Source organism: Enterococcus sp. JM9B, from assembly GCF_009933265.1.
Classification (GTDB): Bacteria; Bacillota; Bacilli; order Lactobacillales; family Enterococcaceae; genus Enterococcus_C; species Enterococcus_C songbeiensis.
The window spans coordinates 56,971-79,718 of the sequence record NZ_MAEK01000038.1 but is presented as its reverse complement, the minus strand read 5'-3'; the positions used below and the strand labels follow the sequence as shown (position 1 = coordinate 79,718).

The window sequence follows — 22,748 nt, the reverse complement described above, 5'->3', positions numbered from 1 at the left end:
TATTGAAAGAGAAACCGATCCTTTTTTTGCGGTTAATTGTGGTTTGAAGTCATGTCGAGTAATTTTTGTTTTAAATCTTCTTCCATATTGCCAAGCTCAATTTCAGCTGCCCGGCGTTTTTCTTTTCCTTCTTTTTGGATACGCAGGGTTTCTTGAATGGTTTCTACAAGGTCATTTTGCGTTTTTTGTAAGGTTTCAATGTCGACCAATCCCCGTTCGTTTTCTTTGGCCGTTTCAATGGCAGAAACCTTCAACATTTCAGAATTTTTCTTCAATAAGTCATTTGTCGTTTCTGAAACTTGTCGTTGAGCCGTCACGGCATCTTTTTGACGAAGCAAGGTCAAGGCGATGACTACTTGGTTTTTCCACAAAGGAATGGCTGTATTGATGGATGCCTGAATTTTTTCTGCTAAAGCCTGATTGGTATTTTGGATTAGACGGATTTGCGGTGCTTGCTGGATTGTTACTTGACGAGCCAGCCGCAAATCATGGGTCCGTTTATCTAAACGATCAAGAAACTGCGTATAATCGTTGGCGATTTGCGCATCCATTTGATCTCCGGATTCTCGGGCCTTTTGCATCGCTTCAGGAATAATTTTGGTTTGCAGTTCTTCCAGTTTCAATTCACCGGCGGCAATATAAATATTCAAAGCGTCGAAATAATCTTTGTTTTTATGGTAAAGCTGTTCCAACATCAGATTATCTTTTAAGAGGCCGTCTTTTTCTTTTTCTAATTTTACGGCGATTTTATCAATTTGGGCACCGATTTTTTGGTATTTTGCTGTGATTTCATAAATGGATTGCTTGACCTTGCCAAACACCCGTTGGAAAATATTGCCTTCTCCTGCACGCAATTCGTCCGGATTGGCTTCTTGTAGTCGATACATCAACTCAGTCAATGAATCCCCCACAGGACCAATATCAGAGGCCTGAACGTGGTTTAGCATAGACTGTGAAAAGGAGCTGAGCTTTTCTTGAGCAACAGCGCCGTAAGTAATCACAGCTTGTTGATCTGTTGCATCAATCTTTGTGGCTAATTCTTGTGCCTGTGCTTGTCGTTCTGGCGGCAATTTATCAATCAGACGATTGGCTTTTTGCTGCTCTTTTAAGGCGTTGATTTCAGTCTGCTGGGTTTCTGTCAAGGTACCGATTGGAGTGGAAAAGGGATTGTTCAGTAAATCATCTAGGGTTGTATCGACATCTTTTGTCTGTGGTAATTGTTCAGTCATTACTTCTCCTCCTAAGAGTATTGGAATTTTTTTAGTTTTTTTATTTTTCATTCGAAAAAAATCTAGCGGTTTGCTAGATTTTTTGCTTTTAACTATTATCTCGTTTTAGGCTTTGTTTGGCAATCGAAAGCTCGACATCGATGTCATCTAAGTCATCAGCGACAAACTGTTGGTAGTCTTGACTAATCAAGGCTGCCATCTGATCGATAATCTGGGAACTTTCCTCGATTTTGTCGTAGGTTTCTTTGCTTTTGATTTCATGGCCGTTAATCTCGATAAATTTATTGGTAAGATCCACCATGTTTGGCAAATGCGTGTAAAGGAAGTGACTGGCTGAATGCAGTTTTTGTGGTTCCTTTACTAATTCTTTGAAAAGCGCCTTTGCCGCCCGCAATGTGTCATGCCGCAGATCGATTGCCTTTAACTTGGCATTGTTGTTGAGGTTGACTTGCAACTGTTCGATCTGCTGTTTGGATTGATTCATTGTTTCCCGGAAAAAAGCGATCTCGCTTTCGCTCATGCCATTTTTAAGGTAATGAGCTTCCTTTTCTTTAGAAAGCACAGGCAATTCTTCTTTTTTCACCACTTTATGTTTTCCTCTTAAACCGAAAAGAATCAATAAAATTCCGGCGATGATCAAAATACCTGGGAAAAAGCCGATCCCGCCATCTGTGGCACGAAAGATAAAACGAATACCGATCACGATACCGATTACAGCGAATACACTAAGTATTCTTTTTCTCATTCTCTAACCCTCCTAAACAATAGTTGAGTAGTTTCTCTCTTATCAACTTTACATTCTCATTTTAGCATGTAAGCTGAAAGAAAAAAATCAGACTAGGGATTGATTTTTTCAATTTAGGAAAATCATAACCTTTATGGTAAAATGTAACGCAATGAACGGAAAAATTAGGTATACTACAAGCAAACGAAACAATAGAAAGTAGGGAAAAGAATGCTTTCCTTTGAAGATTTTGAAGAAAAAACGATCAAGCGAACAGAAATTTTTAACGGAAAAATTATCGATGTTGCGGTGGACGAGGTGCAACTTCCCAATGGCGAGACAGCAAAGCGGGAATTGGTTTTTCATCCCGGCGGCGTAGGAATTATTGCCATCATTGATGAGAAAATGCTTTTTGTCAAACAATTCCGTAAACCGTTGGAACGGGTGATTCTGGAAATTCCAGCTGGGAAAATTGATCCGGGAGAAGGCGCTCATCCTGAAGAGACTGGAAGACGGGAATTGGAAGAAGAGACCGGCTATCGTGCGGAAAAAATGGTACCTGTGGCGGCGATGTATGTATCACCGGGATTTGCCGATGAGCTGCTGCATCTTTATCACGCACAAGGTTTAACAAAGATTGCGAATCCTTTACCGCAAGATGAAGATGAAGTGCTGGAATTATACTTTTTGACTTTGGATGAAGCCAAGCAGGCGATTGCCGAGGAACAAATTTGTGATGCCAAAACACTTTTTGCTGTTCAATACTGGGAACTTGAACAATTAAGGGGGAAATAAAACGATGCCAAAAGAGCCCTTGATTACCCGCACGGAATTACGCAAACGACGGGAACTGGAAACAGAGGAAACACCTCAGCCACAAAAAACCAGCAAACAGGCGGCAAAAGAGTACAAAAAAGAAGAGAAGGAAATCTCAAATTTTTATCGCAAGGAAAACAAAAAAAATAAACCAGTTACCAAAACACGAACGGGGGAAAAACAAAAATCCCGTGAATGGAACAATTTTTTGATGAAAGCTATCATCATTGTTTTTTTACTATTGGTAGTTGTCATGTTGCTGGTCTTTTTATTTTAGGAAAATCGAGAAGACGGAGGAGAAGGACAGAATGAAAATCGGGATTATCGGAGCAATGGAAGAGGAAATCAAGGGACTACGGGAAAAATTGGAGGTACCAATTTTTTGGGAACGGGCGAATGCTTTGTTTATTTCAGGAACCTTAGGACCTCATGAAGTGATCGTTGTTCGCTCCGGCATCGGCAAGGTGGCTGCATCAATCACCACCAGCCTGCTGATTCAGCAGTACGGAGTAAATATGGTAATCAACACAGGCTCTGCCGGCGGAATCGGTCAAGGGTTAGCCGTAGGAGATTTAGTTGTTTCTGAAAAATTGGCTTACTTTGATGTCGATGTCACTGGATTTGGGTATGAGCTTGGGCAACTGCCAGGCGGAATGCCTCTGTATTTTGAAGCCAGCCGCTATTTGATTGCTGAAATGACTAAAGTTGCAGAGGCAAGACAGCAGCGGGTAAAAAAAGGACTGATTGTGACAGGAGACAGTTTTGTGGATCATCCAGAGAAAATCAAGCAGATTTTATCGATCTTTCCAGATGCATTGGCGTGTGAAATGGAAGGGGCTGCGATCGCTCAAACGGCACAGCAATTTAATATTCCCTTTTTAGTGTTGCGGGCAATCAGCGATACCGCCGATCACGAAGCCACTCAAAGTTTTGATGAATTTATTGAAGAAGCCGGCAAACGTTCTGCCGAATTAGTGATTGATTTTGTGAAGCAGTTGAAATAATTTAACGAAAAAATGTGACCAGTGGGGCAAGAAACAAGACGAAAAAAATTTTTTAGGAGGAATTGCAATGAAGGCGTTACTTTCGATTGATTATACCTATGATTTTGTTGCGACAGATGGAAAATTGACCACCGGAGCTGCTGGGCAGGCAATTGAAGGCACCCTCGTTGCTCGAACCCAAGAATTTATCCGCCAGCAGGCGTTTGTTGTTTTTGCCATCGATGCCCATGATCCTACAGACAAGTATCATCCTGAAAACCATTTGTTTCCGCCACACAATGTGATTGGTACAAGTGGACGGCAACTTTACGGGAAATTGGCTGAGGTTTATGAAGAAAACAAGGAACAGGTTTATTGGATCGATAAACGGCATTATTCTGCTTTCAGCGGGACGGATTTAGATATTCGCTTGCGGGAACGGGGCATTACCGATCTTTATTTAACCGGTGTTTGTACAGATATTTGTGTGCTGCATACTGCCGTGGACGCCTATAACTTAGGTTATCAACTGCATATTTTTAAAGAGGCGGTTGCCAGCTTTGATCCAGTCGGTCATGAGTGGGCTTTGCGGCATTTTGCGCAAACTCTTGGCGCTGAGATCATTGATTAGTCTAAGCATTATTTTCGAGAAAATCGTTTTTCTCCCGTATACTTAAAAGAAAAGGGGGAATCAAAATGAGTATTCTTGATCGCTTAAAAGATGGCTTTGATATGTCCGATATCACCGGGATTATTTCTGACTTGCAAAAGGAAAACATTGATTTAGGAAATTTACTGAACAATAATTTTTTGAAAAAGTACACAGATTTTAGTCAATTGGATGATTTATTAGGAAAACTTGGCATTCAACATGCGAGTCAACTACCTGCTTTTTTGCAAAACCCTAAGAAAAAGGAAGAAGCGGATCAAGTGGTCAACGACCATTCGCAATTTTCTTCATTGGCAGAGATGATCAAAAAGGCGATGAAACAATAATAAAAAAGTGCTGCAGGAAATGTTGGAATTTCCTGCGGCACTTTTTTGTAAAGCAATGGTTTACCAGATGTGGACCCGTTTTTCTGGAGACAGATACATGGCATCCTCTTCTGTAATATTGAAGGTAGTGTAAAAGTCATCCAAATTTTTCACTTGAACGTTGGCCCGTAATTTGGCTGGTGCATGGACATCAATGGACAACAACAATTGTTGGTATTGTTCCCGTGCTTTGGTCCGCCAAATTTTTGCCCAATTGGTAAAGAAGTCTTCCAAAGAAACATCTGCTTCTTTTTTTGCAGCTTCTAATGCACAGCTTAGACCGCCCGCATCTGCAATATTTTCTGAAACGGTCAAGGTTCCATTGACTTTCCCCCCAGCAAAAGAGATGCCGTCAAATTCAGCAATCATGGCTTTGGAAAGATCTTCAAAGTGGGTCAAATCTTCTTTTGTCCACCAATTATTCAAATTTCCGAATTCGTCAAATTTTGCGCCATTATTATCAAAGGCGTGGGAAATTTCATGGGCGATTACCGCACCGATTCCACCATAGTTGGCACTGGAGGATTGCTCCAAGCTATAAAATGGTGCTTGTAGGATTGCTGCTGGAAAGACGATAATATTTTTGAAGGGATGGTAATATGCATTGACTGTTGCAGCGCTCATTTCCCATTCTTTGCGATCTACTGGTTTATGGAAACGGCTGAAATTGTCTTCTCTGACCAAACGGCTAAAAAAGCGCGCATTTTCCACTAACGTACCGCCGTCTTCTGCCGGTTTTGTGATGAAGGCATCGTAAAGTTCAGGAATTCGTTCCGGATAGCCAACTTGGATTCCCAATGTCCCCAGTTTAACCACCGCTTTTTCCCGTGTATTTTCACTTAGCCAAGTATTGTTTTTCAACCGATTTTGATAGATTGCAATCATGGCTTCTACCATGTGTTCCACATCTTGCTTCGCCTTTTCTCCAAAATATTTTTTGCCGTAATAGTCACCTACTACTTGGCTAAAGCGATTGGTAGCTAAATAATACGCCGCTTTTTGTTGAGGGGCCGCTTCATCGATTCCTGAAAGATAGCGGCTGTAAGTACTGCCAAGCTGACGTAAGTCTTCGCTTAAAATGCTGGTATAAGAAAGGCTGACTTGAACCAAAAGCCAATTTTTCAGCAAAGCAAAGGTTTCGGGATTAACGATTTGTTGAAATGCAGCAAAGTATTCTGGTTCGGTGACAATGATTTCTCCAGGTGTGTCGTGAACGAGGTCATTGACTAATTTTTTTAAATCAAGTTCTTTCGAATAGGCAGCAAACTCGGCAATACTTTTTGGATTATAATTTTTGCTGTAATCGGCATTTTCTTCCGAGCTGCGGACATGGGGAACAATTGAACGGTCAAAGGCCAAAGCATCAGCAACGATTGCAGCTGCTTCTTCGTTGGTTTTGCCAAATTTTTCTAGAATACTGACGGTCATTTCAGAAAAGACTTTTAATAATTCAGGTCCTTGGGGATGATTTTCTTCATAATAGGTTTTGTCAGGTAAGAACGTGGATGCTGGATATGCGTAAACCACGTTGGTTTGTGTATCTTTCATATCTTGGTCAACGTCCAAAGCAAAAGGCAACGGCATTCCTTCCAGCACCCATTCTGGAAATTGCTGATTTAATTCCTCAAGTGAATTTAAGGCAGCAACCTTTGCCAATAACGGTTTGACTGGTTCAACGCCTAATTTGTTGCGGGTCTCATAATCGTTGGCAAGTTTATAAAATTCAATCGCATCTTTCATACGTCCGGCAGGGATTTCTTTGGTTCCTGTAGCCATTTCGGCAAATTCTGCCATCAATAATTGTTCGATGTCTTGGACCAGATCCTGAAAACCGCCGGTAGCTGGTTTATCGACAGGAATTTCAGCCGTTTTGACCCATTCGCCATTTACATGATCATAAAAATCTGTTTTAACTAAATCTGTCATTCTGGTTACTCCTTCGTAGCGCATAAATTTTTTTGAGTCGATCTACTGGATTACTGCAAATCGGTTCCGTGTTTTCTCTATTATCGTACACCTTTGGTAATTTAACAAAGGAAATGAATGCTTTTTTGAGAATTTTCTAAAAATTATCAAATGCAGCAACAATTTTTTTGATGGTCGTCAGATTTCGAGAAGTCAGCAAAGGTTTGTATTTTGCTTTTCCCAAAACTTTCCCGCCAAAATTTTTGGTGGTTTCCCCTTTTTTGACGACCCAAAGTAGGTCATACCCACTTGTTTTTTTGAGACATTCATGGGCATCGTGAGGAAAGATTTCAAATTCAGCCACTAATTCAGGATATAGCTCGGCGTTAGTGAAGAGAACCATTTGATTGTGGGTTGCAGGGACGTCTGTGACAATGTCATGAAGCAATTCTCGGACTTCACTTTCTGTGCGAATCAATCCAGAAATCGGCGTTTGAAAATGAGCGCTCAAACAGTCAATGACTTGTTGCAGTGCGGCATCTGCCGGTAAGGTTGTTTGGATCAAAAGGTTCCCGGTGGCTAAAATTGTTTGTATTTTTTCAAAAGCTAGGGGCTGTAAGACGGTTTTCAGCTCGCTCATTTTAATGGTCAAGCCCCCCGTATTGATTCCCCGCAGAAAAATGGCGTAGTTCATTGGATAAATCTCCTTTAGTGATGTTTCTTGTAGTATAACAAAAATCAAAAAAATTTTTATCAAATGAGTCCGAATAGCAGATTTTGCGGTTTTTCGTTATAATGAGGAAGATGTTAACGCTGTTTTTTCAAAAGTAGAATGGCCAATCGTTTATGAAATTTTCTATTTGAAAAGGGTACGATCAAATGAGAAACGAGGGAAAACAATGACAACAAATGAATGGATAGGAATACCCGAAGAACGTTTTTCTCGGTATCGTCGTTGGATGACGCCTAGTGGTTATCTTTGTGGTACTTATGCAGCCGCGGTTTTTTTAGCTTATTATCAAGATTATGTTGATGAAAAGATTATTCCAGCAAATCTTCGGAATAAAAATGCCCAAACTTCGAAATCGTTGATTGATATTTTGCACTTACTGATTCAGCCTCATGGATTGCCAACTTTGCCGATCCAAGTCGGGTATGGATTGTCTCGCTATTTTGATTTTTACAAACTGCCTTATCGGGCACGAACAACCATGCTGGGAGGTTGGCACCGGGCAACGAAACGAATCGATCAAGGCCGTCCGGTCATTTTGGGTTTGATGAGAGGGTTAGGCAGCAGTTACGGTAATCATTGGGTGGTTGCCTATGCTTATTTGGAAACGGAAGATGGTCAGCGTTTTTTCAAAGTCCATGATAATTGGGGAGACCATCGCAAAGTCATTCCTGCTGCTTGGATCAATGGAACAATTTCGCTCCCGTTATAAAAATTTCATGAAAAGTATGGTAGAATAAGCAGAAGTGAAACGAGATTTGTCGAAGCAAACACAATCAGTGGTTTCTCACTGAGGACAAAAAACTTTTTGGAGGCAAAAATGGTTGAGAAATATCAAGACGATTCATTGAAAATTTTTAGTTTGAATGGCAATCGTCCCCTTGCAGAAAAAATCGCAAAAGTGTTCGGAACAACTTTAGGTCGCTGCTCTATCAAACAATTCAGTGATGGCGAAATTTCCATCAGTATTGAAGAAAGTGTGCGGGGCGCCCATGTGTATTTGATTCAAGCAACGAACAAGCCTGTGAATGATTATTACATGGAATTGTTAATTATGATTGATGCAATGAAGCGTGCCAGCGCCAAAACCATCAATGTGGTGTTGCCTTATTATGCTTACGCCAGACAAGACCGGACCGCTAAACCCCATGAACCGATTACGGCTAAACTGATTGCCAATATGATCGTGGAAGCCGGTGCTACCCGTGTGCTAACATTGGATCTGCATACCGTGCAAGTACAAGGATTTTTTGATATTCCGGTAGATAATTTGTTTACCATGCCGCTTTTTGCCCATTATTATCGCAAACGGGGTATGACGGGGGATGATTACGTGGTGGTTTCGCCAAAAAATTCTGGTGTGCAGCGTGCCCGTAGTTTGGCAGAATATCTGGACACGACGATCGCAATTGTTGATCAGGAAGAAACCGAAGAAAGCGAAGGCTATGTTATCGGGGATGTTCAAGGGAAAAATTGTATCATGGTAGACGATATTTTGAATACCGGTGAAACAATGGCAAAAGCCGCAGAATTATTAAAGGCAGCCGGCGGAAAAGAAGTCTATGCCTGTGCTTCTCACGCATTGCTTTCAGAAACCGCAAAAGCAACACTTGACCAAGCACCAATCGCAGACATCTGCGTCACCGATTCCTGTTGGACGGCGGACGAACGCCATCCGGAGAAATTGACGTATGTTACCTGCGCACAATTGATGGGAGAAGCAGTCAAACGCATCCATGAAAACACCCCAATGAGTCCATTGTTCAAATTGGAGAAAAAGGATTATCAGTGAGATTAGATTTTGTTTCTTATTTTTTGACTTTTGAATAGTTTAAATGAAGATAGATAAACGGAACAGGTTTATCTATCTTTTTTAATACATAGAATTTTTTAATGAAATCATAAATTTAATAGAATTCTAAAAAAAATCAGCTATTATAGTGATAATGAGTAGGAGGTATTCAGTTGTTGAGAGAAGACTTATTGAGATATATAAAAAATCAAACTTCCTTTTTTGATACTAGTAATGTAAGCGATATTTTTACTGCGAAAAATATTGCTGAAAAATTTAATGTAAAGAGAAATACAGTAAGTCATCATTTAAATCAGCTTGTAGAAGAGGGAGTATTAGTAAAAGTAAATACTCGTCCCGTTTATTTTTTTTCTAAGAGTATTTTTGAGAATCAGAATTACCCATTGGAAAAAAGTATTTATCAAAATTTGAATGAAATAGCTGAAGAAAAGCCGTTTTTTGATAAAAAAAAGGATTTTTTTTCGAGTGTTATCGGAAGTCACGGAAGTTTATCTTATACAATTGAACAGCTGAAAATGGCTGCTCTGTATCCTAATGGTGGATTGCCAGTATTCCTTTCTGGGGCTAGTGGTACAGGTAAATCTTTTTTGATAACACTATTTCATCAATACTGTATAGCAAATGATGTCTTAGAAGCTGAGGCACCTCTTGTTACTGTTAATTGTGCTCAGTATGCAGATAATCCGGAACTTTTAACTAGCAGCCTTTTTGGTCATGTCAAAGGCGCTTTTACAGGTGCAACGGAAGATCAAAAAGGTGCATTTGAAGCTGCAGATGGAGGATTATTATTTCTTGATGAGGTCCATCGATTGAGTGCAGAAGGTCAAGAAAAGCTTTTTACCTATCTAGATAACGGGGTAATACATCGAGTTGGTGACAGTACCCAATCAATCAAAATTCATTGTCGTTTAGCATTTGCTACAACGGAAGATAGCACCAGTACATTTTTAACCACATTTTTAAGAAGAATTCCTGTTCAAATACCAATTCCAGCGCTTAATGAACGAACACAATCAGAAAGAAAGCAGTTGATTCTACAGTCTTTTTATCAGGAACAAAAAATAATTGGGAAAAAGATGTCGATTTCACCTAAGGTAATCAATATTTTAATGAATCGGAAGTATAAAGGAAATGTCGGAGAATTAAAAAATCTTATAAAAATTATTGTAGCCAAAAGTTTTGCAAATTCTCAAAGTAAAAAAGAAATAGCTATAACTATCCATATGATTCCAACATACCTGTTATCATCAACCAAAGAAATTTATGAATCGGGTATGTTAGCTCCAATTATAATTGATGGGAGTAAAGAATTTGAGACTCTACTTGAAGAAAACGAACCTGAATTGAAATGGATTGTACAAATTTATGAAAAAATTCTTTTAGAATATGTAAAAAATGATCGGCGTTTAGAGTTATCAGCTCCCAAACTTTCAAAAGAAATCGAACGTCTTTTTGATCATTTATTATTTGATGTTCAAAAAGATGGACAACATAATATGATGTTGTTTATTACTCAACATGTACGACAAATGTTGGAAACAATCGAGAATTCGTTTCAAATTAGTTTTAATGGAAGTATTGTATATGCAATCAGTCATTATCTTTTTCAAAGGCGAGATGTCGACTGGGTCCCAGAAGAACAAGAAAAAATTCTTCTGATTGAACAATTATTAGCAGATATCAGACACAGATTTCCTAATAGTTATCAATATGCTGAACAGATTTTAGTTTTGGTAAAAAATACGCTGGATATTGAATTATCAAGTATGGACCGGATTATTCTTTCAATTTATATTAACAATTCAGGGTATTCTAAAGAAAATGCCCATCCAAAAGCTATTATTGTAGCGCATGGTTATGCGACTGCTAGTAGCATTGCGAATGTAGCGAATCGTTTATTGAATGAGTTGATTTTTCAGTCTTTTGATATGCCTTTAGATGTAACTCCTAAAAAAATAGCAGAAAATATTACTCATTATATCGAAAAAAATGATATATCCAATGGTTTGATGATCTTATTTGACATGGGTTCACTGAAAGAAATTTATCAATACTTTCCTAAAGATATCAAAGCCCCAATTGCCATCATGAATAATGTAACGACCGGATTAGCCATTGCAGTAGGTGAAGTAATACAGAAAAGAAATAATATCACGGAAATTCCAACACTTGTAGAAAAGGTTCATAAAAATAGATGGGAAATTATTCTTCCTGAATTAGACAAAGAAAAAGTTTTGATAACCACTTGTTCAACAGGAATTGGAACAGCTGTGCAAATAAGTAATCTTTTAGAAAAAAGTATGCCAAGCAATTTAGAGATTAAAATTATTCCTTGTGAATATAAACAATTAACTAATCCAACTGAATTCGAAAAAATGTTTGAACCATATGACATCATTGGAATAATTGGTACAGACAATCCAAGACATAAAGGGGTTCCTTTTATTTCATTGGAAAGATTAATTTCTGGAAAAGGGACAGAAATACTGCTAACTTGGGTTAAAAATGATTTGAACAAAGAAGATTCTACTTATTTTAATAATCAAATGATTCGAAACTTTTCTTTGGATCAAGTTATCCAATCTGTGACGATTTTGGATACTGAAAAGGTAATCGTACAAATCGAATTATTTATGAAGCGATTAGAAGAGCTATGGAATATTCAAATCAGGAACGATCGAAAACTTGCACTTTATGTACATGTAAGTTGTATGATTGAACGTCTTATTCGAAATGTTCCCATTGATTCATACACTGGTCGTGACACTCACCATAAGTGTCATGAAAAAGAGCTATCGGAGATAAAGGATGCATTTAGTGTCGTGGAAAAGGTTTACAGTGTCCGATTACCGGATTATGAATTGTTTTATATTTATGATGTTCTTTTTGGAAAGACTGAATTAACGGAAGTAAATAGTGAGTTCTAATAATTGTTGAAAGCGTGCCACTAAGTTTGGCACGCTTTTTGCGTTTATTAGGGTGTAAGTGAGGTGAACAGTATTGGAGAGAAAAGTAGTTTTAGCTTCTCATGGGAAATTTGCATCAGGAATTTTAAGTTCATTAGAATTAATTTGTGGAAAAAATAAAAATATTAGTGCTTTGGATTGTTACTTGGAGGAAACTTTTGATTTAACTCGATCAGTTGCTGAATTAATAGCTGAAAATCAGAAAAATGAAATTATCATAGTTACAGATATTTTTGGTGGTAGTGTGAATAACGAGTTTTTACGTTATATTGAGAATCCTAATTTTTATTTGATTGCTGGATTAAACTTACCATTTTTAGTTGAGTTAGTTACTCAACTTGAATCGACTGGTACGATTACAATAGTTATTCAACAAGCGTTAGATAGCGCAAAGAAATCTATTCAATTTTGTAATGAAAGTATTCAAAAAGAAATAAAAGAAGAAGATTTTTAGGGAGGAAAAATAGATGATTTTATTGACACGAGTAGATCACCGTTTGTTACACGGACAAGTTGCCTTTTCATGGACACAAAATTTAGGTGCCGATTGTATTTTAATTGCAAATGATGATGTACCCACGAATGATCTTCGAAAAACAACGATAAAGTTAGCAAAGCCACAGGGAGTAAAATTGGTTATTAAAAATATTGAAGATTCAATTGCTGCCCTAGAAAGTGGTGTAACAGATAAATATAAATTATTTATTGTCGTTGAATCAGTGGAGGATGCGTATCGTATAGCAAAAAATTGTCCAGATATAACAGAAATCAACTTGGGAGGAACGAAAGTAAGAGAAGATACTAAAAATATTTCAAAGGCAATCAATGTTACTTCGAAAGAATTAAACTTATTAGATGAATTAGTTTCTCTTGGGAAAAAAGTAGAAATCAGACAAGTTCCTAGCGATAAATTGCTACTCTATAAAGATGTGAGGTGAGAGTATGATTGATAAATCAAAATTCTCCGGAATGAATTACTATTATCGTAATTATCCGATTGAATATTTCTTTCAGTCGTTAAAAGAAAATGAAATTGAAAATTTTGAATTATGGACTTGTACCCATCATTTTGAAATTGATAATTTACATTACCAAAATGTAAAAGATTTTAAAAAGAAGTTTGTAAGTAATGAATTAAATATTATCTGTTTGACTCCTGAACAAAGTAATCCCAAACCCTATAGTTTAGCGGCAAAAACTCCCGAATTGATAAATAAAGCCAGAAATTATTTTAAAAATGCCATTGATGCAGCTAATGAACTGGAAAGTCCAATAGTATCTATGAATTCTGGTTGGGATTTCTATTCAGAGAATCCTTCTGAGGCATGGAAGCGGTCGACTGATTTAATGCGAGAATTGGTGGAGTATGCAGAGCTAAGAGGAGTAAAAATGACACTAGAAGCGCTGCAACCTGAGGAATCTCACCTAGTGAATACAATTAATGAATTAGTTGCGTATTTAAAAGTTGTAGACCATCCAAACCTATTTATTAATTTGGATTTAGGAGCTATGGCACGTTCTCATGAAACAATTAATCAATATTTTGAAACCTTCAAAGAAAGAATCATCCATTGCCATTTTGTTGATGGAAATCCAACTGGCCATTTAGCTTGGGGGGATGGAACGAGGAATATGGAAAGCGATTTGCGAGAGTTTGAAAAAAATTCATATCAAGGTTATTTCACCTTTGAATTTGCAAATTCAACCTATTTTTTGAATCCTAAAGCTGTAGATAAAAATGTGATGAATGCAATAAAAAAAATAAATAGGAGGAATGAAAATGAGTAATTTAACAACAGCATTATTAATTGGCTTAGTTGGATTTCTTGGACCAATGGATTTTGCGATAGGGTCTAATTTGCTAAATAGACCGATTATCATGGGACCATTAGTAGGACTGATTTTAGGTGATTTTACTCAAGGGATAATTATTGGTGCTTCCTTAGAACTTATTTTTATGGGAGCTGTATCTGTAGGTGCATATCTTCCACCGGATGTCATTGTTGGTGGAGTTCTTGGAACAGCATTTGCAATAAGCCTTGGAAAGGGAATCGGTGCTGCTGTAACTATTGCCATGCCAATTGCTATGCTGTCTCTTGCTATAGGAAACTTGTTAAGTATCGTATTTCCGATGATCGCACATGTGGGGGATAGGTATGCAGAGGAAGGGAAAGCAGGGGGAATTACTGGTGCACTGTGGTCAGTAGGTTTAATAGAATGTTTCCGTCGAGGAGTACTTTGTTTTGTGGGTTATTACTTAGGAAGTACAAGAATCGAGCAAGTTTTGGATATGATTCCACAACCAATTATTGACGGTCTTGAAGTTTCTGCAAATTTACTTCCGGCGATTGGGTTTGCAATACTATTACAAATGATTTTGAATAAATCAATTTTGCCGTATTTCTTTTTAGGATTTTTATTGTCTTCGTATTTGAAAGTACCAGTACTTGGAGTAGCACTTTTTGGGTTAATTCTTGTATTTATTATGTACAATAACAAAGCAAATACACAGCAACCTATAGCAACAGACGGGGAGGTATTGGATGATGACGACTTCTAACAATGAGAAGAAAGTAACTAAAAAAGATTTGATCAACATTATGTGGAGATCGTTACCGATGGAATTTGGCTGGACTTATGAAAGACAAATGCACTTGGCTTTTGCTCATATGATGGCACCATTAATGAAAAAGCTGTACGGAGATAACAAGGACGAATATGTTAAAGGGCTACAAAGACATATGGAATTTTTTAATTGTACGCCGCAAGTTGTACCATTTATTGGTGGTGTTGTTGCATCTATGGAGGAAACAAAAGCAACGACAGAAAATTTTGACGAATCGTCCATTAATTCTATCAAAACCGCTCTGATGGGACCATTGTCAGGTATTGGAGATTCAATATTCATCGGAACTATTCGAGTCATCGCCACAGGATTAGCTGCTTCACTTGCAAAAAGCGGCAATGTACTCGGTCCAATTCTATTTTTACTGATTTATAATATTCCAGGTTATGTTCTAAGATATTACGGTGCGATTTTTGGTTACAAATTAGGTATCGGGTATCTAGATAAGATTGAAAAGTCTGGAATGATGGATACATTTAAAAATGCTGCCTCAATTTTAGGAGTTATGGTTATTGGCGCCATGACAAGTAGTATGGTTTATATCAATATGGATATAAAAATAGGTACTGGAGAATCGACCGAGACAATGCAAAGTATTCTAGATGGTGTAATGCCAGGAATACTGAGTTTAGCTGCTTTATTTATTTTCTATTATTTAAATAAAAAGAATGTAAATGTTTTGTGGCAAATTATCGGTGCAACATTTATCGGAATCGTATTAACTTATTTTGGCGTATTAGGTGTATAAAAAGGAGAGATAAAAGATGCTAAAATTTAATGAAGAAAAACAAATCAAGGATATCCAAGGTGCTTTAGAATTACGTTCAAATGTCGAAAAAATTGTTGACGAGGTATATAAAAAGGGTTTTGATAATATTTATTATTTAGGTATTGGCGGAACCTATGCTTCTGCGATGCAGGCAGTAACGTATATTAATGGAAAAAGTAACTTACCTGTTTATGTACAACATGCAGCTGAATATTATACTACTGGGAATCAACGCTTGACGAATAAATCATTAGTTATTTTATCTTCAGTTACCGGGACAACCCAAGAAGTTGTTAAAGCAGCAAAGGAAATTGAAAAAGTCGGTGCTACACTACTAGGCTTTGTTGATGCAGAAGGTAGCCAACTTGCTGAAATATGTGATTATGTCATCACCTATCCAGCACCAGGCACAGAGCAAATTAAGTTTTTTATGGTTGCAGATCGATTGATGAAGAATAATAATGAATTTGAAGACTATGAAGAATATTATGAAGAATTAGATAATCATTTGGCTGTTGGTTTAGTTGAAGCAGAAAAGCAGGCAGATAAGTTTGGACAAGAATTTGCTGAAAAACATCGCCATGATTCTATGCATTATTTTATTGGAGCAGGGAATCAATGGGGAGCTGTGTACTCATATGCGATGTGCTATTGGGAAGAACAAAGTTGGCTTCGTTCAAAATCAATTCATGCAGCTGAATTTCTCCATGGAACATTAGAAATCGTTGATGAAACGACGCCGGTTACAGTATTTTTAGGTGAAGATGAACAACGTCCTTTATCTGAACGAGTAGCTAATTTACTTCCACGGATTTGTGGGGATTATACCCTAATCGATTCCAAGGATTATCCTGTAGAAGGAATCAGTGAGAAATATAGAGGAAGAGTGTTATCATTTTTACTAATGCATTGTGTTACTCAACGAATTGATGCACATGTGGAAAAATTGAATTGTCATCCGCTTGATATTCGCCGTTATTATCGTCAATTTGATTATTAAAGATGTTTAAAGCTCGATAAATTAAATCATTGTTAATTAAGGAATCTAAGAAAGCTGCATAAGTTTTCTTAGATTCCTTGTCTTTTTTTACAAAACAATCAACCAAAAGATAAAGTTTTAAAACGAGTTTCCCTGAGTCTATCTAAATTCTACGATTTAGGTCATAACTGTTTATACCGATCGACAGATACTGGCGAGCCGTGGTGAGTTATGCAGCAAACAGCTCAAGTTGAAAAAAAGGAAGAATCGTTTGAAAAGTTGGTTGATCTTTGGTTTCCCGTCCATTCTGTGCTAGAATGTGCCTAGTAAAAAAAGAAAAGGTGAAGGCAATGGAACACATTTATTTAGATCATGCGGCGACGACACCGATGCATCCGGAAGTTGTTACGGAAATGAGCCGGCTGATGCAGGATGTCTTTGGCAACCCTTCAAGTATTCACAATTATGGTCGGCAAGCCCACGAACAATTGGAAAATTTTCGGCAGATTATTGCGAATAGTTTGACCGTTAAACCCCATGAAATTATTTTTAACAGTGGTGGAACGGAAGGGGATAACACAGCAATCATTAGCACGGCCTATGCACGAAAAGAACAAGGTAGACATTTGATTACGACAGCGATTGAGCATCCAGCGGTGTTGGAAGCCATGCGCTTTTTGGAAACGCAGGGCTTTGAGGTCACCTATTTACCTGTCGATGAAAAAGGGCAGCTTTATGTATCAGAGTTGGAAAAAGCATTGCGGGAAGATACGATTTTAGTTTCAGTCATGTACGCTAACAATGAGACGGGTAATTTGCTGCCAATCAAAGAAATTGGCGAGCTGTTAAAAGATCATCCAGCTATTTTCCATACAGATGCTGTGCAGGCGTATGGAAAAATTCCGCTGCATCCCTATGAAGATGGGGTTGATCTGCTAAGTATCTCCGCCCACAAAATCAACGGACCAAAAGGGGTCGGCTTTTTATTCAAGAAAGACGGTATCAATATTCCTTCTTATCTTCATGGAGGAGAGCAGGAAGAAAAACGTCGTGCAGGTACCGAGAATCTGGTGGGAATCGGTGGTATGGCAAAGGCCGTGGAAATTTTGACGCCTGAAAAACAAAAGGAAAACGCAGAAAAGTATCATGCTTTTGTGGCACTTCTTTTTCAAGCATTGGATGAAAAAAAGATTACCTATCAAATCAACGGAGACGAAGAACACAAATTGCCTCATGTATGGAACCTGACTTTTCCGGAAATTGCCAATGATTTATTACTGATGAAACTGGATTTGAAAGGGGCGGCGATTTCTACCGGTTCAGCATGTACCGCAGGAAACGTGGAGCCTTCCCATGTGTTAGAAGCAATGTATGGTACTGACTCGATGGCAATCCATCAATCGATTCGAATCAGTTTTGGCTTGGGCAACACCAAAGAAGCTGTTGCAGAATTTGCTGCGCTGTTGGCAAATACTGTTTCTGCATCCAAATAATTTTTCTTTTTTAGAGTTGGGCTGGCAAATCTGTTATAAAACTTTTATAATTAGAGGAAAGACTACTAATTTGAGGTGAAAAAATGGCATTCCAAGAAAAAGCGACAGTTTTAGGAGCAGATATTTCTTACCGAATCAATCCTTCTGCCAAGCGTTACACGTTGCGAGACAATGGTTTTACAGAAACGAACGGTGGCAATTTTCAATTGATCCGTCCGCTAGAAGCAACACCGCAAAGCAAGGAAGGCTTAAAGCTGAAAATCACGGTTTCCGAAGATATCAAGACTTTAAAGATGTCGATAACGACTTCCAACGGATTGAAGGCCGTCAATATTTTTAAAGATGAGAGTCATAAAATGCTGCAGGAAAAATTTTATTTCCTGATGGACGGTTTTATCAGCCGGGGATTATTTGAAAAAGCATAAGACGAAGCAGTTCTGAGAAATTTCTTGGAGCTGTTTTTTTGCTTTCATTTTTAGGGAGGATTATTTGTTTGAATTTGTCCCCTACCGTATACTTAAACTGAGGTGATAAAAAATGAAGAGAATCCTATTGAACGGGACACCGCATTTACCGATTGGGCTAGGAACGTGGCACATGGGAGATCAAAAAAACAAACGAGCAGCAGAGATCGAAGCCCTGCAAACGGGTCTGGCACAAGGCGCAACGATTATTGATACGGCAGAAATGTATGGGGAAGGCAATTCAGAACGCTTGGTGGGAGAAGCCATTCAGCCCTTCAATCGAAAAGAGTTGTATCTGATTTCAAAGATTTATCCTTGGAATGCCTCATTGCAAAAGCTACCCAATCATTTGGAGGCAACCTTGCAACGTTTGAATACTGATTATTTGGATTTGTATTTGCTTCATTGGACAGGAGAAATTCCTTTGGCAGAAACGGTTGCGGCAATGGAACAAGCCCAAAAAGCCGGAAAGATTTTGCGCTGGGGTGTTTCTAATTTTGATGTGGCAGATATGGAGGAACTCTGGCAGATTCCTGAAGGGAAAAACTGCCTGACCAATGAAGTGCTGTACAATCTGGGCAGTCGTGGGATTGAATTTGATCTTTCGCCATGGATGCGAGAAAAAAAGCTACCGTTGATTGCTTATTCTCCAATCGCTCAAGGAGACAGTTTGGGGAATGATTTCCAAAAAAATCCGGTTCTCCTGGAAATTGCGCAGGCACATCAATGCTCTGTTTTCCAACTGTTACTTGCCTGGACCTTGCGAGACAACCAAACGATTGCTATTCCACAATCTTCCAATAAGGAACATGTATTGGATAATTTGCAGGCAGCAGAATTGGAGCTGACAGAAGCGGAATGGCAAAAAATAGATGCTGCCTTTCCAAAACCTACGACAAAACAGCCTCTTGCTGTGTTATAGGAGGAAAAAGCGATGAAATTTTTTACCGGTGATACCCATTATTTTCACGACTCGCTTTTAGGAAAAAACGATTTTGCTCCCCGTTTGTTTAAAACAACGGAAAAAATGCACGAAACGATGATTCACAATTGGAATTTGGTGGTGGAGGATAAAGATACAGTCTATCATCTTGGCGATGTCGCCATGCATCCAAACTATGAGGCGGGTTTTCCAGAAATTTTATCAATCCTCAGCCAGTTGCGGGGAAAAATCGTTTTTATCAAAGGAAATCATGATACACGGGATTTTTTTAAGTATTTGGCTGAAAATGATCCGAAAACAAGTACAGGTGAAAATAAATTTGCCTTTGAAGATGTGGGTGTATTATTGAAGTTCAATCACCACCAATATTATTTGACCCATTACCCGATGTTGTTGGGAACCACCAAAAATATTCGCAATCTTCATGGCCATATCCATCATTACAGTGTGCCGATTCCAGAAAATATAAATGTTGGCGTAGATGCACCGGAGCTGGATTTTTTACCGGAAAAAATGCCTTTTGGAACACCGATTTCTGAGAATCAAATCGATCAGATTGCTGCGGAAAAAGCAGCAGAGTTGGCGAAATTACGCTGAGAAATGCTTCCTGCTTTCTAAAAATATCCAAAGAAAATCTTCAACAAGTGAATTTCTCACCGTTCTGTTGTATAATGGCAGATACTGAAAAGTTGCGACCTTCAAATCGTAGAGTTTTCGGAATCTAGATTGAAATGATGGTGAGAACATGGCAAACAGCCAAACACGTGTGGTTGTCGGCATGAGCGGCGGGGTAGACTCGTCGGTAACGGCCCTTTTGCTGAAAGAGCAAGGGTACGATGTCGTAGGAATTTTTATGAAAAATTGGGACGACACGGATGAAAATGGTGTGTGTACGGCAACGGAAGACTACAAAGATGTAGCCAAAGTTGCGGCACAAATCGGAATTCCTTATTACTCGGTGAATTTCGAAAAAGAATATTGGGATCGGGTATTTGAGTATTTTCTAGCAGAATATCGTGCCGGTAGAACCCCAAATCCAGACGTAATGTGCAACAAAGAAATCAAATTCAAAGCCTTTTTGGACTATGCGTTGGAATTAGGTGCAGATTATGTTGCGACAGGTCACTATGCACAAGTCGAAACAGATGAAAACGGCGTGGTGCATATGCTCCGTGGCGTGGATCAAAACAAAGATCAAACCTATTTTTTAAGTCAATTGTCTCAAGAACAATTAAGTAAAACCATGTTTCCTCTTGGAGGAATGGAAAAATCAGAAGTTCGAGCAATTGCGGAACGGGCGGGTTTAGCAACCGCAAAGAAAAAAGATTCTACAGGCGTTTGTTTCATCGGTGAAAAGAATTTCAAACAATTTTTAAGCAACTACCTGCCTGCTAAAAAAGGCAAGATGATTACCCTTGATGGGGAAGAAAAAGGCGATCACGATGGGTTGATGTATTATACCATCGGACAACGTCAAGGCCTTGGAATCGGTGGTGGCGGTGCCTCCCACGAACCTTGGTTTGTGGTAGGAAAAGATTTGGCGACGAATACTTTGTATGTGGGTCAAGGTTTCCATCATCCAGCATTGTACGCGGATCGTTTGGATGCCAGCGAAATTCATTTCACTACTAACGGAGCAAAGGAAACAGAATTTAAGTGCACGGCTAAATTCCGTTACCGTCAACAAGATGTTCCTGTGACTGTTCGTTTACTTAAAGGCGATCGGGCGGAAGTGATTTTCGACGAACCTGTACGAGCAATTACTCCGGGACAAGCTGTTGTATTTTACGATGGCATGGAATGTTTAGGCGGCGGGTTGATTGATCACGCCTACCAAGCAGAAAAAGTATTGCAATATGTGTAAGTAGAAAAACGTTCCAGAATCTTAAATTCTGGAACGTTTTTTTTAGTGATGCTCAATCATTTCTCTTTTGTCTTCTGATAAATCGTCTTCTGCTTCGGTAGATGAAACAGCACCAGTCTCTTTTTTGATTTCCGCAGTATTGTGTCGAACCAATAAAAAGTTGGCTAACACCAATAAGGAAGTGGAAACGAAAACCCCACGATAGCCCAGCATACTGGAAACGGAGGAACCAATCAGGGGACCAACGACATTTCCGGTAGCTTGAAAGGATTGATTGTAGCTGAAAATTCGACCGGCAGCTTGGTGAGGAGAATATTTAGTAATTAAGGACTGGACGGCCGGCAGCAAGCAGGCATCAGAAATGCCAATCAAAAAGCGCAACCCCGCCAATTGCCAAACGTTCGTAACAATCGCCATTGGCAGATAGACCACCATCGCCATCAATAATCCGATTGCCAAGATACGCTCACTGCCGATTCGATCTCCTAATCGCCCGAAGCGTGGAGCCGCAATCAACGTAGCAATACCGGGAATTGATGCGATCACTCCGCTGATTAAGGTGACGTTTCCGTGTCCGTGGAGTAATTGTCGAATGTATAAACTGATAATCGGACTGATGGAATTATTTGAAGCTTGAATAATCATTGTAGTGATAAACATACCGATAATGACATGGGGGTACTTGAGATTTTTTAAAATTGCTTTTGCCGGTTGCATGTCCTTTTTTTCTACCGGGGTAAATTCTTCATGAACCATAAACAAACTGAGCAGAAAAACAATGAATAAAATGCTCGATGTGATGAAAAAAGTTGGACGATACCCGAATGCCGAAGCAGTGATTCCTCCTAAAAGAGGACCCAGCAATGTTCCAGTAACGGAGCCGGTTGCCAACGTTCCCAGCACTTGCCCGCTTTTTTCTCGTGGTGTCCCGGTGGCAACCAAAGCAGTGGCATTGCTGATGTAGCCAGAAAAATTCCTTGCAAAAAACGCAACGCAACCAATTGATATACTGAAGTAACAAAGCCCATTAAACCGATTACCACAGCCATTCCTAAAGATGCCCGTAGCAGCATCAACTTACGTCCTTTTTGATCGGCTAATTTGCCCCACCAAGGAGAGATGATTGTGGTGACTAAAAACGTGGAAGAAAAAGTGATGCCGCTCCAAAAATTTAATTCCTGATTGGAAAAATGACCTAAAGTATCTATGTACAGCGACATGAAGGGCATGACAAGACTAAAGCCGATTCCTGCCATAAATGTACCAAACCACAAAACCTGCAGATTTTTTTCCCAAACAGCCCGCGGACGATACAACTGGTATTTAATTTTGTTGATCAAAAAAAAGCCTTCTTTCTTAAATTTCTGCCTTTATAGCATAAATCAGAATTTTCTTTCCGGCAAGTCTCA

Annotated in this window: 23 protein-coding genes and 1 pseudogene; 19 read left to right on the top strand and 5 right to left on the bottom strand. The window is 38.8% G+C overall.

The window, feature by feature from the left end; all coding sequences use genetic code 11:
• Positions 1 to 32 precede the first annotated feature (32 nt).
• Together BAU16_RS12520 and BAU16_RS12515 are read right to left on the bottom strand one after the other, a co-directional pair.
• Complete coding sequence (locus BAU16_RS12520) at positions 33 to 1,229, bottom strand: toxic anion resistance protein (protein WP_048603812.1); 1,197 nt, start codon at positions 1,227 to 1,229, stop codon at positions 33 to 35.
• Between the two features lie 88 nt (positions 1,230 to 1,317).
• Complete coding sequence (locus tag BAU16_RS12515; protein ID WP_048603813.1) at positions 1,318 to 1,974, bottom strand: 5-bromo-4-chloroindolyl phosphate hydrolysis family protein; 657 nt, start codon at positions 1,972 to 1,974, stop codon at positions 1,318 to 1,320.
• A gap of 210 nt (positions 1,975 to 2,184) precedes the next feature.
• Between BAU16_RS12515 and BAU16_RS12510 the strand changes: the two genes are divergently transcribed.
• From BAU16_RS12510 to BAU16_RS12490, 5 genes are all read left to right on the top strand, one after another.
• Positions 2,185 to 2,748 carry an NUDIX hydrolase gene (locus BAU16_RS12510; protein ID WP_048603814.1) on the top strand — a complete coding sequence of 188 codons (564 nt, stop codon included), beginning with the start codon at positions 2,185 to 2,187 and terminating at the stop codon, positions 2,746 to 2,748.
• 4 nt (positions 2,749 to 2,752) lie between these two features.
• On the top strand, positions 2,753 to 3,046 hold the full coding sequence (macP, locus tag BAU16_RS12505; protein WP_048603815.1) for a cell wall synthase accessory phosphoprotein MacP: 294 nt from the start codon (positions 2,753 to 2,755) through the stop codon (positions 3,044 to 3,046).
• 31 nt (positions 3,047 to 3,077) lie between these two features.
• Entirely contained in the window at positions 3,078 to 3,773 is a 696-nt protein-coding gene (locus BAU16_RS12500; RefSeq protein WP_137605884.1) for a 5'-methylthioadenosine/adenosylhomocysteine nucleosidase, read from the top strand.
• A gap of 67 nt (positions 3,774 to 3,840) precedes the next feature.
• On the top strand, positions 3,841 to 4,383 hold the full coding sequence (locus BAU16_RS12495) for a cysteine hydrolase family protein (RefSeq protein WP_161527187.1): 543 nt from the start codon (positions 3,841 to 3,843) through the stop codon (positions 4,381 to 4,383).
• A 65-nt stretch (positions 4,384 to 4,448) separates the two neighbouring features.
• Entirely contained in the window at positions 4,449 to 4,748 is a 300-nt protein-coding gene (locus BAU16_RS12490) for a hypothetical protein (RefSeq protein WP_048603818.1), read from the top strand.
• Between the two features lie 60 nt (positions 4,749 to 4,808).
• On the opposite strand, the gene BAU16_RS12485 is transcribed toward BAU16_RS12490, so the two are convergent.
• The gene (locus BAU16_RS12485) at positions 4,809 to 6,713 is read right to left on the bottom strand and encodes a M13 family metallopeptidase (RefSeq protein ID WP_137605882.1); all 1,905 of its coding nucleotides are present in this window, start codon (positions 6,711 to 6,713) and stop codon (positions 4,809 to 4,811) included.
• 136 nt (positions 6,714 to 6,849) lie between these two features.
• On the bottom strand, positions 6,850 to 7,386 hold the full coding sequence (locus BAU16_RS12480) for a DUF1697 domain-containing protein (protein WP_137605881.1): 537 nt from the start codon (positions 7,384 to 7,386) through the stop codon (positions 6,850 to 6,852).
• Positions 7,387 to 7,591: 205 nt separating this feature from the next.
• On the opposite strand from BAU16_RS12480, the gene BAU16_RS12475 reads away from it, so the two are divergent.
• The 14 genes from BAU16_RS12475 to mnmA all read left to right on the top strand — a co-directional run bounded on the left by BAU16_RS12475 (position 7,592) and on the right by mnmA (position 21,339).
• Positions 7,592 to 8,134: a hypothetical protein gene (locus tag BAU16_RS12475; RefSeq protein ID WP_048603821.1), complete on the top strand. Its 543-nt coding sequence runs from the start codon at positions 7,592 to 7,594 to the stop codon at positions 8,132 to 8,134.
• A 108-nt stretch (positions 8,135 to 8,242) separates the two neighbouring features.
• A complete protein-coding gene (locus BAU16_RS12470; RefSeq protein WP_048603822.1) occupies positions 8,243 to 9,214 on the top strand; it encodes a ribose-phosphate diphosphokinase in 972 nt (323 codons plus the stop codon).
• Between the two features lie 173 nt (positions 9,215 to 9,387).
• Entirely contained in the window at positions 9,388 to 12,162 is a 2,775-nt protein-coding gene (locus tag BAU16_RS12465; protein ID WP_137605880.1) for a sigma 54-interacting transcriptional regulator, read from the top strand.
• Positions 12,163 to 12,235: 73 nt separating this feature from the next.
• Complete coding sequence (locus BAU16_RS12460) at positions 12,236 to 12,655, top strand: PTS sugar transporter subunit IIA (RefSeq protein ID WP_137605879.1); 420 nt, start codon at positions 12,236 to 12,238, stop codon at positions 12,653 to 12,655.
• 13 nt (positions 12,656 to 12,668) lie between these two features.
• Positions 12,669 to 13,139 carry a PTS sugar transporter subunit IIB gene (locus BAU16_RS12455; protein WP_048603825.1) on the top strand — a complete coding sequence of 157 codons (471 nt, stop codon included), beginning with the start codon at positions 12,669 to 12,671 and terminating at the stop codon, positions 13,137 to 13,139.
• Positions 13,140 to 13,143: 4 nt separating this feature from the next.
• Positions 13,144 to 13,989: a sugar phosphate isomerase/epimerase family protein gene (locus BAU16_RS12450; RefSeq protein WP_137605878.1), complete on the top strand. Its 846-nt coding sequence runs from the start codon at positions 13,144 to 13,146 to the stop codon at positions 13,987 to 13,989.
• The gene (locus BAU16_RS12445; RefSeq protein ID WP_048603827.1) at positions 13,982 to 14,761 is read left to right on the top strand and encodes a PTS mannose/fructose/sorbose/N-acetylgalactosamine transporter subunit IIC; all 780 of its coding nucleotides are present in this window, start codon (positions 13,982 to 13,984) and stop codon (positions 14,759 to 14,761) included. Before BAU16_RS12450 ends, BAU16_RS12445 begins: the two co-directional genes overlap by 8 nt.
• On the top strand, positions 14,745 to 15,575 hold the full coding sequence (locus BAU16_RS12440) for a PTS system mannose/fructose/sorbose family transporter subunit IID (RefSeq protein WP_137605877.1): 831 nt from the start codon (positions 14,745 to 14,747) through the stop codon (positions 15,573 to 15,575). Before BAU16_RS12445 ends, BAU16_RS12440 begins: the two co-directional genes overlap by 17 nt.
• 16 nt (positions 15,576 to 15,591) lie before the next feature.
• Complete coding sequence (locus BAU16_RS12435) at positions 15,592 to 16,596, top strand: SIS domain-containing protein (protein ID WP_048603829.1); 1,005 nt, start codon at positions 15,592 to 15,594, stop codon at positions 16,594 to 16,596.
• 329 nt (positions 16,597 to 16,925) lie between these two features.
• Entirely contained in the window at positions 16,926 to 18,068 is a 1,143-nt protein-coding gene (locus BAU16_RS12430) for a cysteine desulfurase family protein (RefSeq protein WP_161527186.1), read from the top strand.
• Positions 18,069 to 18,151: 83 nt separating this feature from the next.
• The gene (locus BAU16_RS12425) at positions 18,152 to 18,493 is read left to right on the top strand and encodes a DUF1831 domain-containing protein (protein WP_137605875.1); all 342 of its coding nucleotides are present in this window, start codon (positions 18,152 to 18,154) and stop codon (positions 18,491 to 18,493) included.
• A 112-nt stretch (positions 18,494 to 18,605) separates the two neighbouring features.
• Positions 18,606 to 19,454: an aldo/keto reductase gene (locus BAU16_RS12420; protein ID WP_161527185.1), complete on the top strand. Its 849-nt coding sequence runs from the start codon at positions 18,606 to 18,608 to the stop codon at positions 19,452 to 19,454.
• 12 nt (positions 19,455 to 19,466) lie between these two features.
• Entirely contained in the window at positions 19,467 to 20,072 is a 606-nt protein-coding gene (locus tag BAU16_RS12415; protein ID WP_161527184.1) for a metallophosphoesterase, read from the top strand.
• A 148-nt stretch (positions 20,073 to 20,220) separates the two neighbouring features.
• Complete coding sequence (gene mnmA / locus BAU16_RS12410; RefSeq protein ID WP_137605872.1) at positions 20,221 to 21,339, top strand: tRNA 2-thiouridine(34) synthase MnmA; 1,119 nt, start codon at positions 20,221 to 20,223, stop codon at positions 21,337 to 21,339.
• 42 nt (positions 21,340 to 21,381) lie between these two features.
• Here mnmA and BAU16_RS12405 read toward each other — a convergent pair.
• Positions 21,382 to 22,676 (bottom strand): annotated as a pseudogene (locus BAU16_RS12405) (multidrug efflux MFS transporter).
• Positions 22,677 to 22,748: the final 72 nt, after the last annotated feature.

Bases quoted from the DNA above. Each gene is read 5' to 3' on its own strand.
- BAU16_RS12445 (WP_048603827.1), top strand. From the start codon at position 13,982: ATGAGTAATTTAACAACAGCATTATTAATTGGCTTAGTTGGATTTCTT.
- BAU16_RS12435 (WP_048603829.1), top strand. From the start codon at position 15,592: ATGCTAAAATTTAATGAAGAAAAACAAATCAAGGATATCCAAGGTGCT.
- BAU16_RS12480 (WP_137605881.1), bottom strand. From the start codon at position 7,386: ATGAACTACGCCATTTTTCTGCGGGGAATCAATACGGGGGGCTTGACC.
- BAU16_RS12430 (WP_161527186.1), top strand. From the start codon at position 16,926: ATGGAACACATTTATTTAGATCATGCGGCGACGACACCGATGCATCCG.
- BAU16_RS12450 (WP_137605878.1), top strand. From the start codon at position 13,144: ATGATTGATAAATCAAAATTCTCCGGAATGAATTACTATTATCGTAAT.
- BAU16_RS12520 (WP_048603812.1), bottom strand. From the start codon at position 1,229: ATGACTGAACAATTACCACAGACAAAAGATGTCGATACAACCCTAGAT.
- BAU16_RS12440 (WP_137605877.1), top strand. From the start codon at position 14,745: ATGATGACGACTTCTAACAATGAGAAGAAAGTAACTAAAAAAGATTTG.
- BAU16_RS12425 (WP_137605875.1), top strand. From the start codon at position 18,152: ATGGCATTCCAAGAAAAAGCGACAGTTTTAGGAGCAGATATTTCTTAC.
- mnmA (WP_137605872.1), top strand. From the start codon at position 20,221: ATGGCAAACAGCCAAACACGTGTGGTTGTCGGCATGAGCGGCGGGGTA.
- BAU16_RS12470 (WP_048603822.1), top strand. From the start codon at position 8,243: ATGGTTGAGAAATATCAAGACGATTCATTGAAAATTTTTAGTTTGAAT.
- macP (WP_048603815.1), top strand. From the start codon at position 2,753: ATGCCAAAAGAGCCCTTGATTACCCGCACGGAATTACGCAAACGACGG.
- BAU16_RS12500 (WP_137605884.1), top strand. From the start codon at position 3,078: ATGAAAATCGGGATTATCGGAGCAATGGAAGAGGAAATCAAGGGACTA.
- BAU16_RS12515 (WP_048603813.1), bottom strand. From the start codon at position 1,974: ATGAGAAAAAGAATACTTAGTGTATTCGCTGTAATCGGTATCGTGATC.
- BAU16_RS12490 (WP_048603818.1), top strand. From the start codon at position 4,449: ATGAGTATTCTTGATCGCTTAAAAGATGGCTTTGATATGTCCGATATC.
- BAU16_RS12455 (WP_048603825.1), top strand. From the start codon at position 12,669: ATGATTTTATTGACACGAGTAGATCACCGTTTGTTACACGGACAAGTT.
- BAU16_RS12420 (WP_161527185.1), top strand. From the start codon at position 18,606: ATGAAGAGAATCCTATTGAACGGGACACCGCATTTACCGATTGGGCTA.
- BAU16_RS12510 (WP_048603814.1), top strand. From the start codon at position 2,185: ATGCTTTCCTTTGAAGATTTTGAAGAAAAAACGATCAAGCGAACAGAA.
- BAU16_RS12495 (WP_161527187.1), top strand. From the start codon at position 3,841: ATGAAGGCGTTACTTTCGATTGATTATACCTATGATTTTGTTGCGACA.
- BAU16_RS12415 (WP_161527184.1), top strand. From the start codon at position 19,467: ATGAAATTTTTTACCGGTGATACCCATTATTTTCACGACTCGCTTTTA.
- BAU16_RS12485 (WP_137605882.1), bottom strand. From the start codon at position 6,713: ATGACAGATTTAGTTAAAACAGATTTTTATGATCATGTAAATGGCGAA.
- BAU16_RS12475 (WP_048603821.1), top strand. From the start codon at position 7,592: ATGACAACAAATGAATGGATAGGAATACCCGAAGAACGTTTTTCTCGG.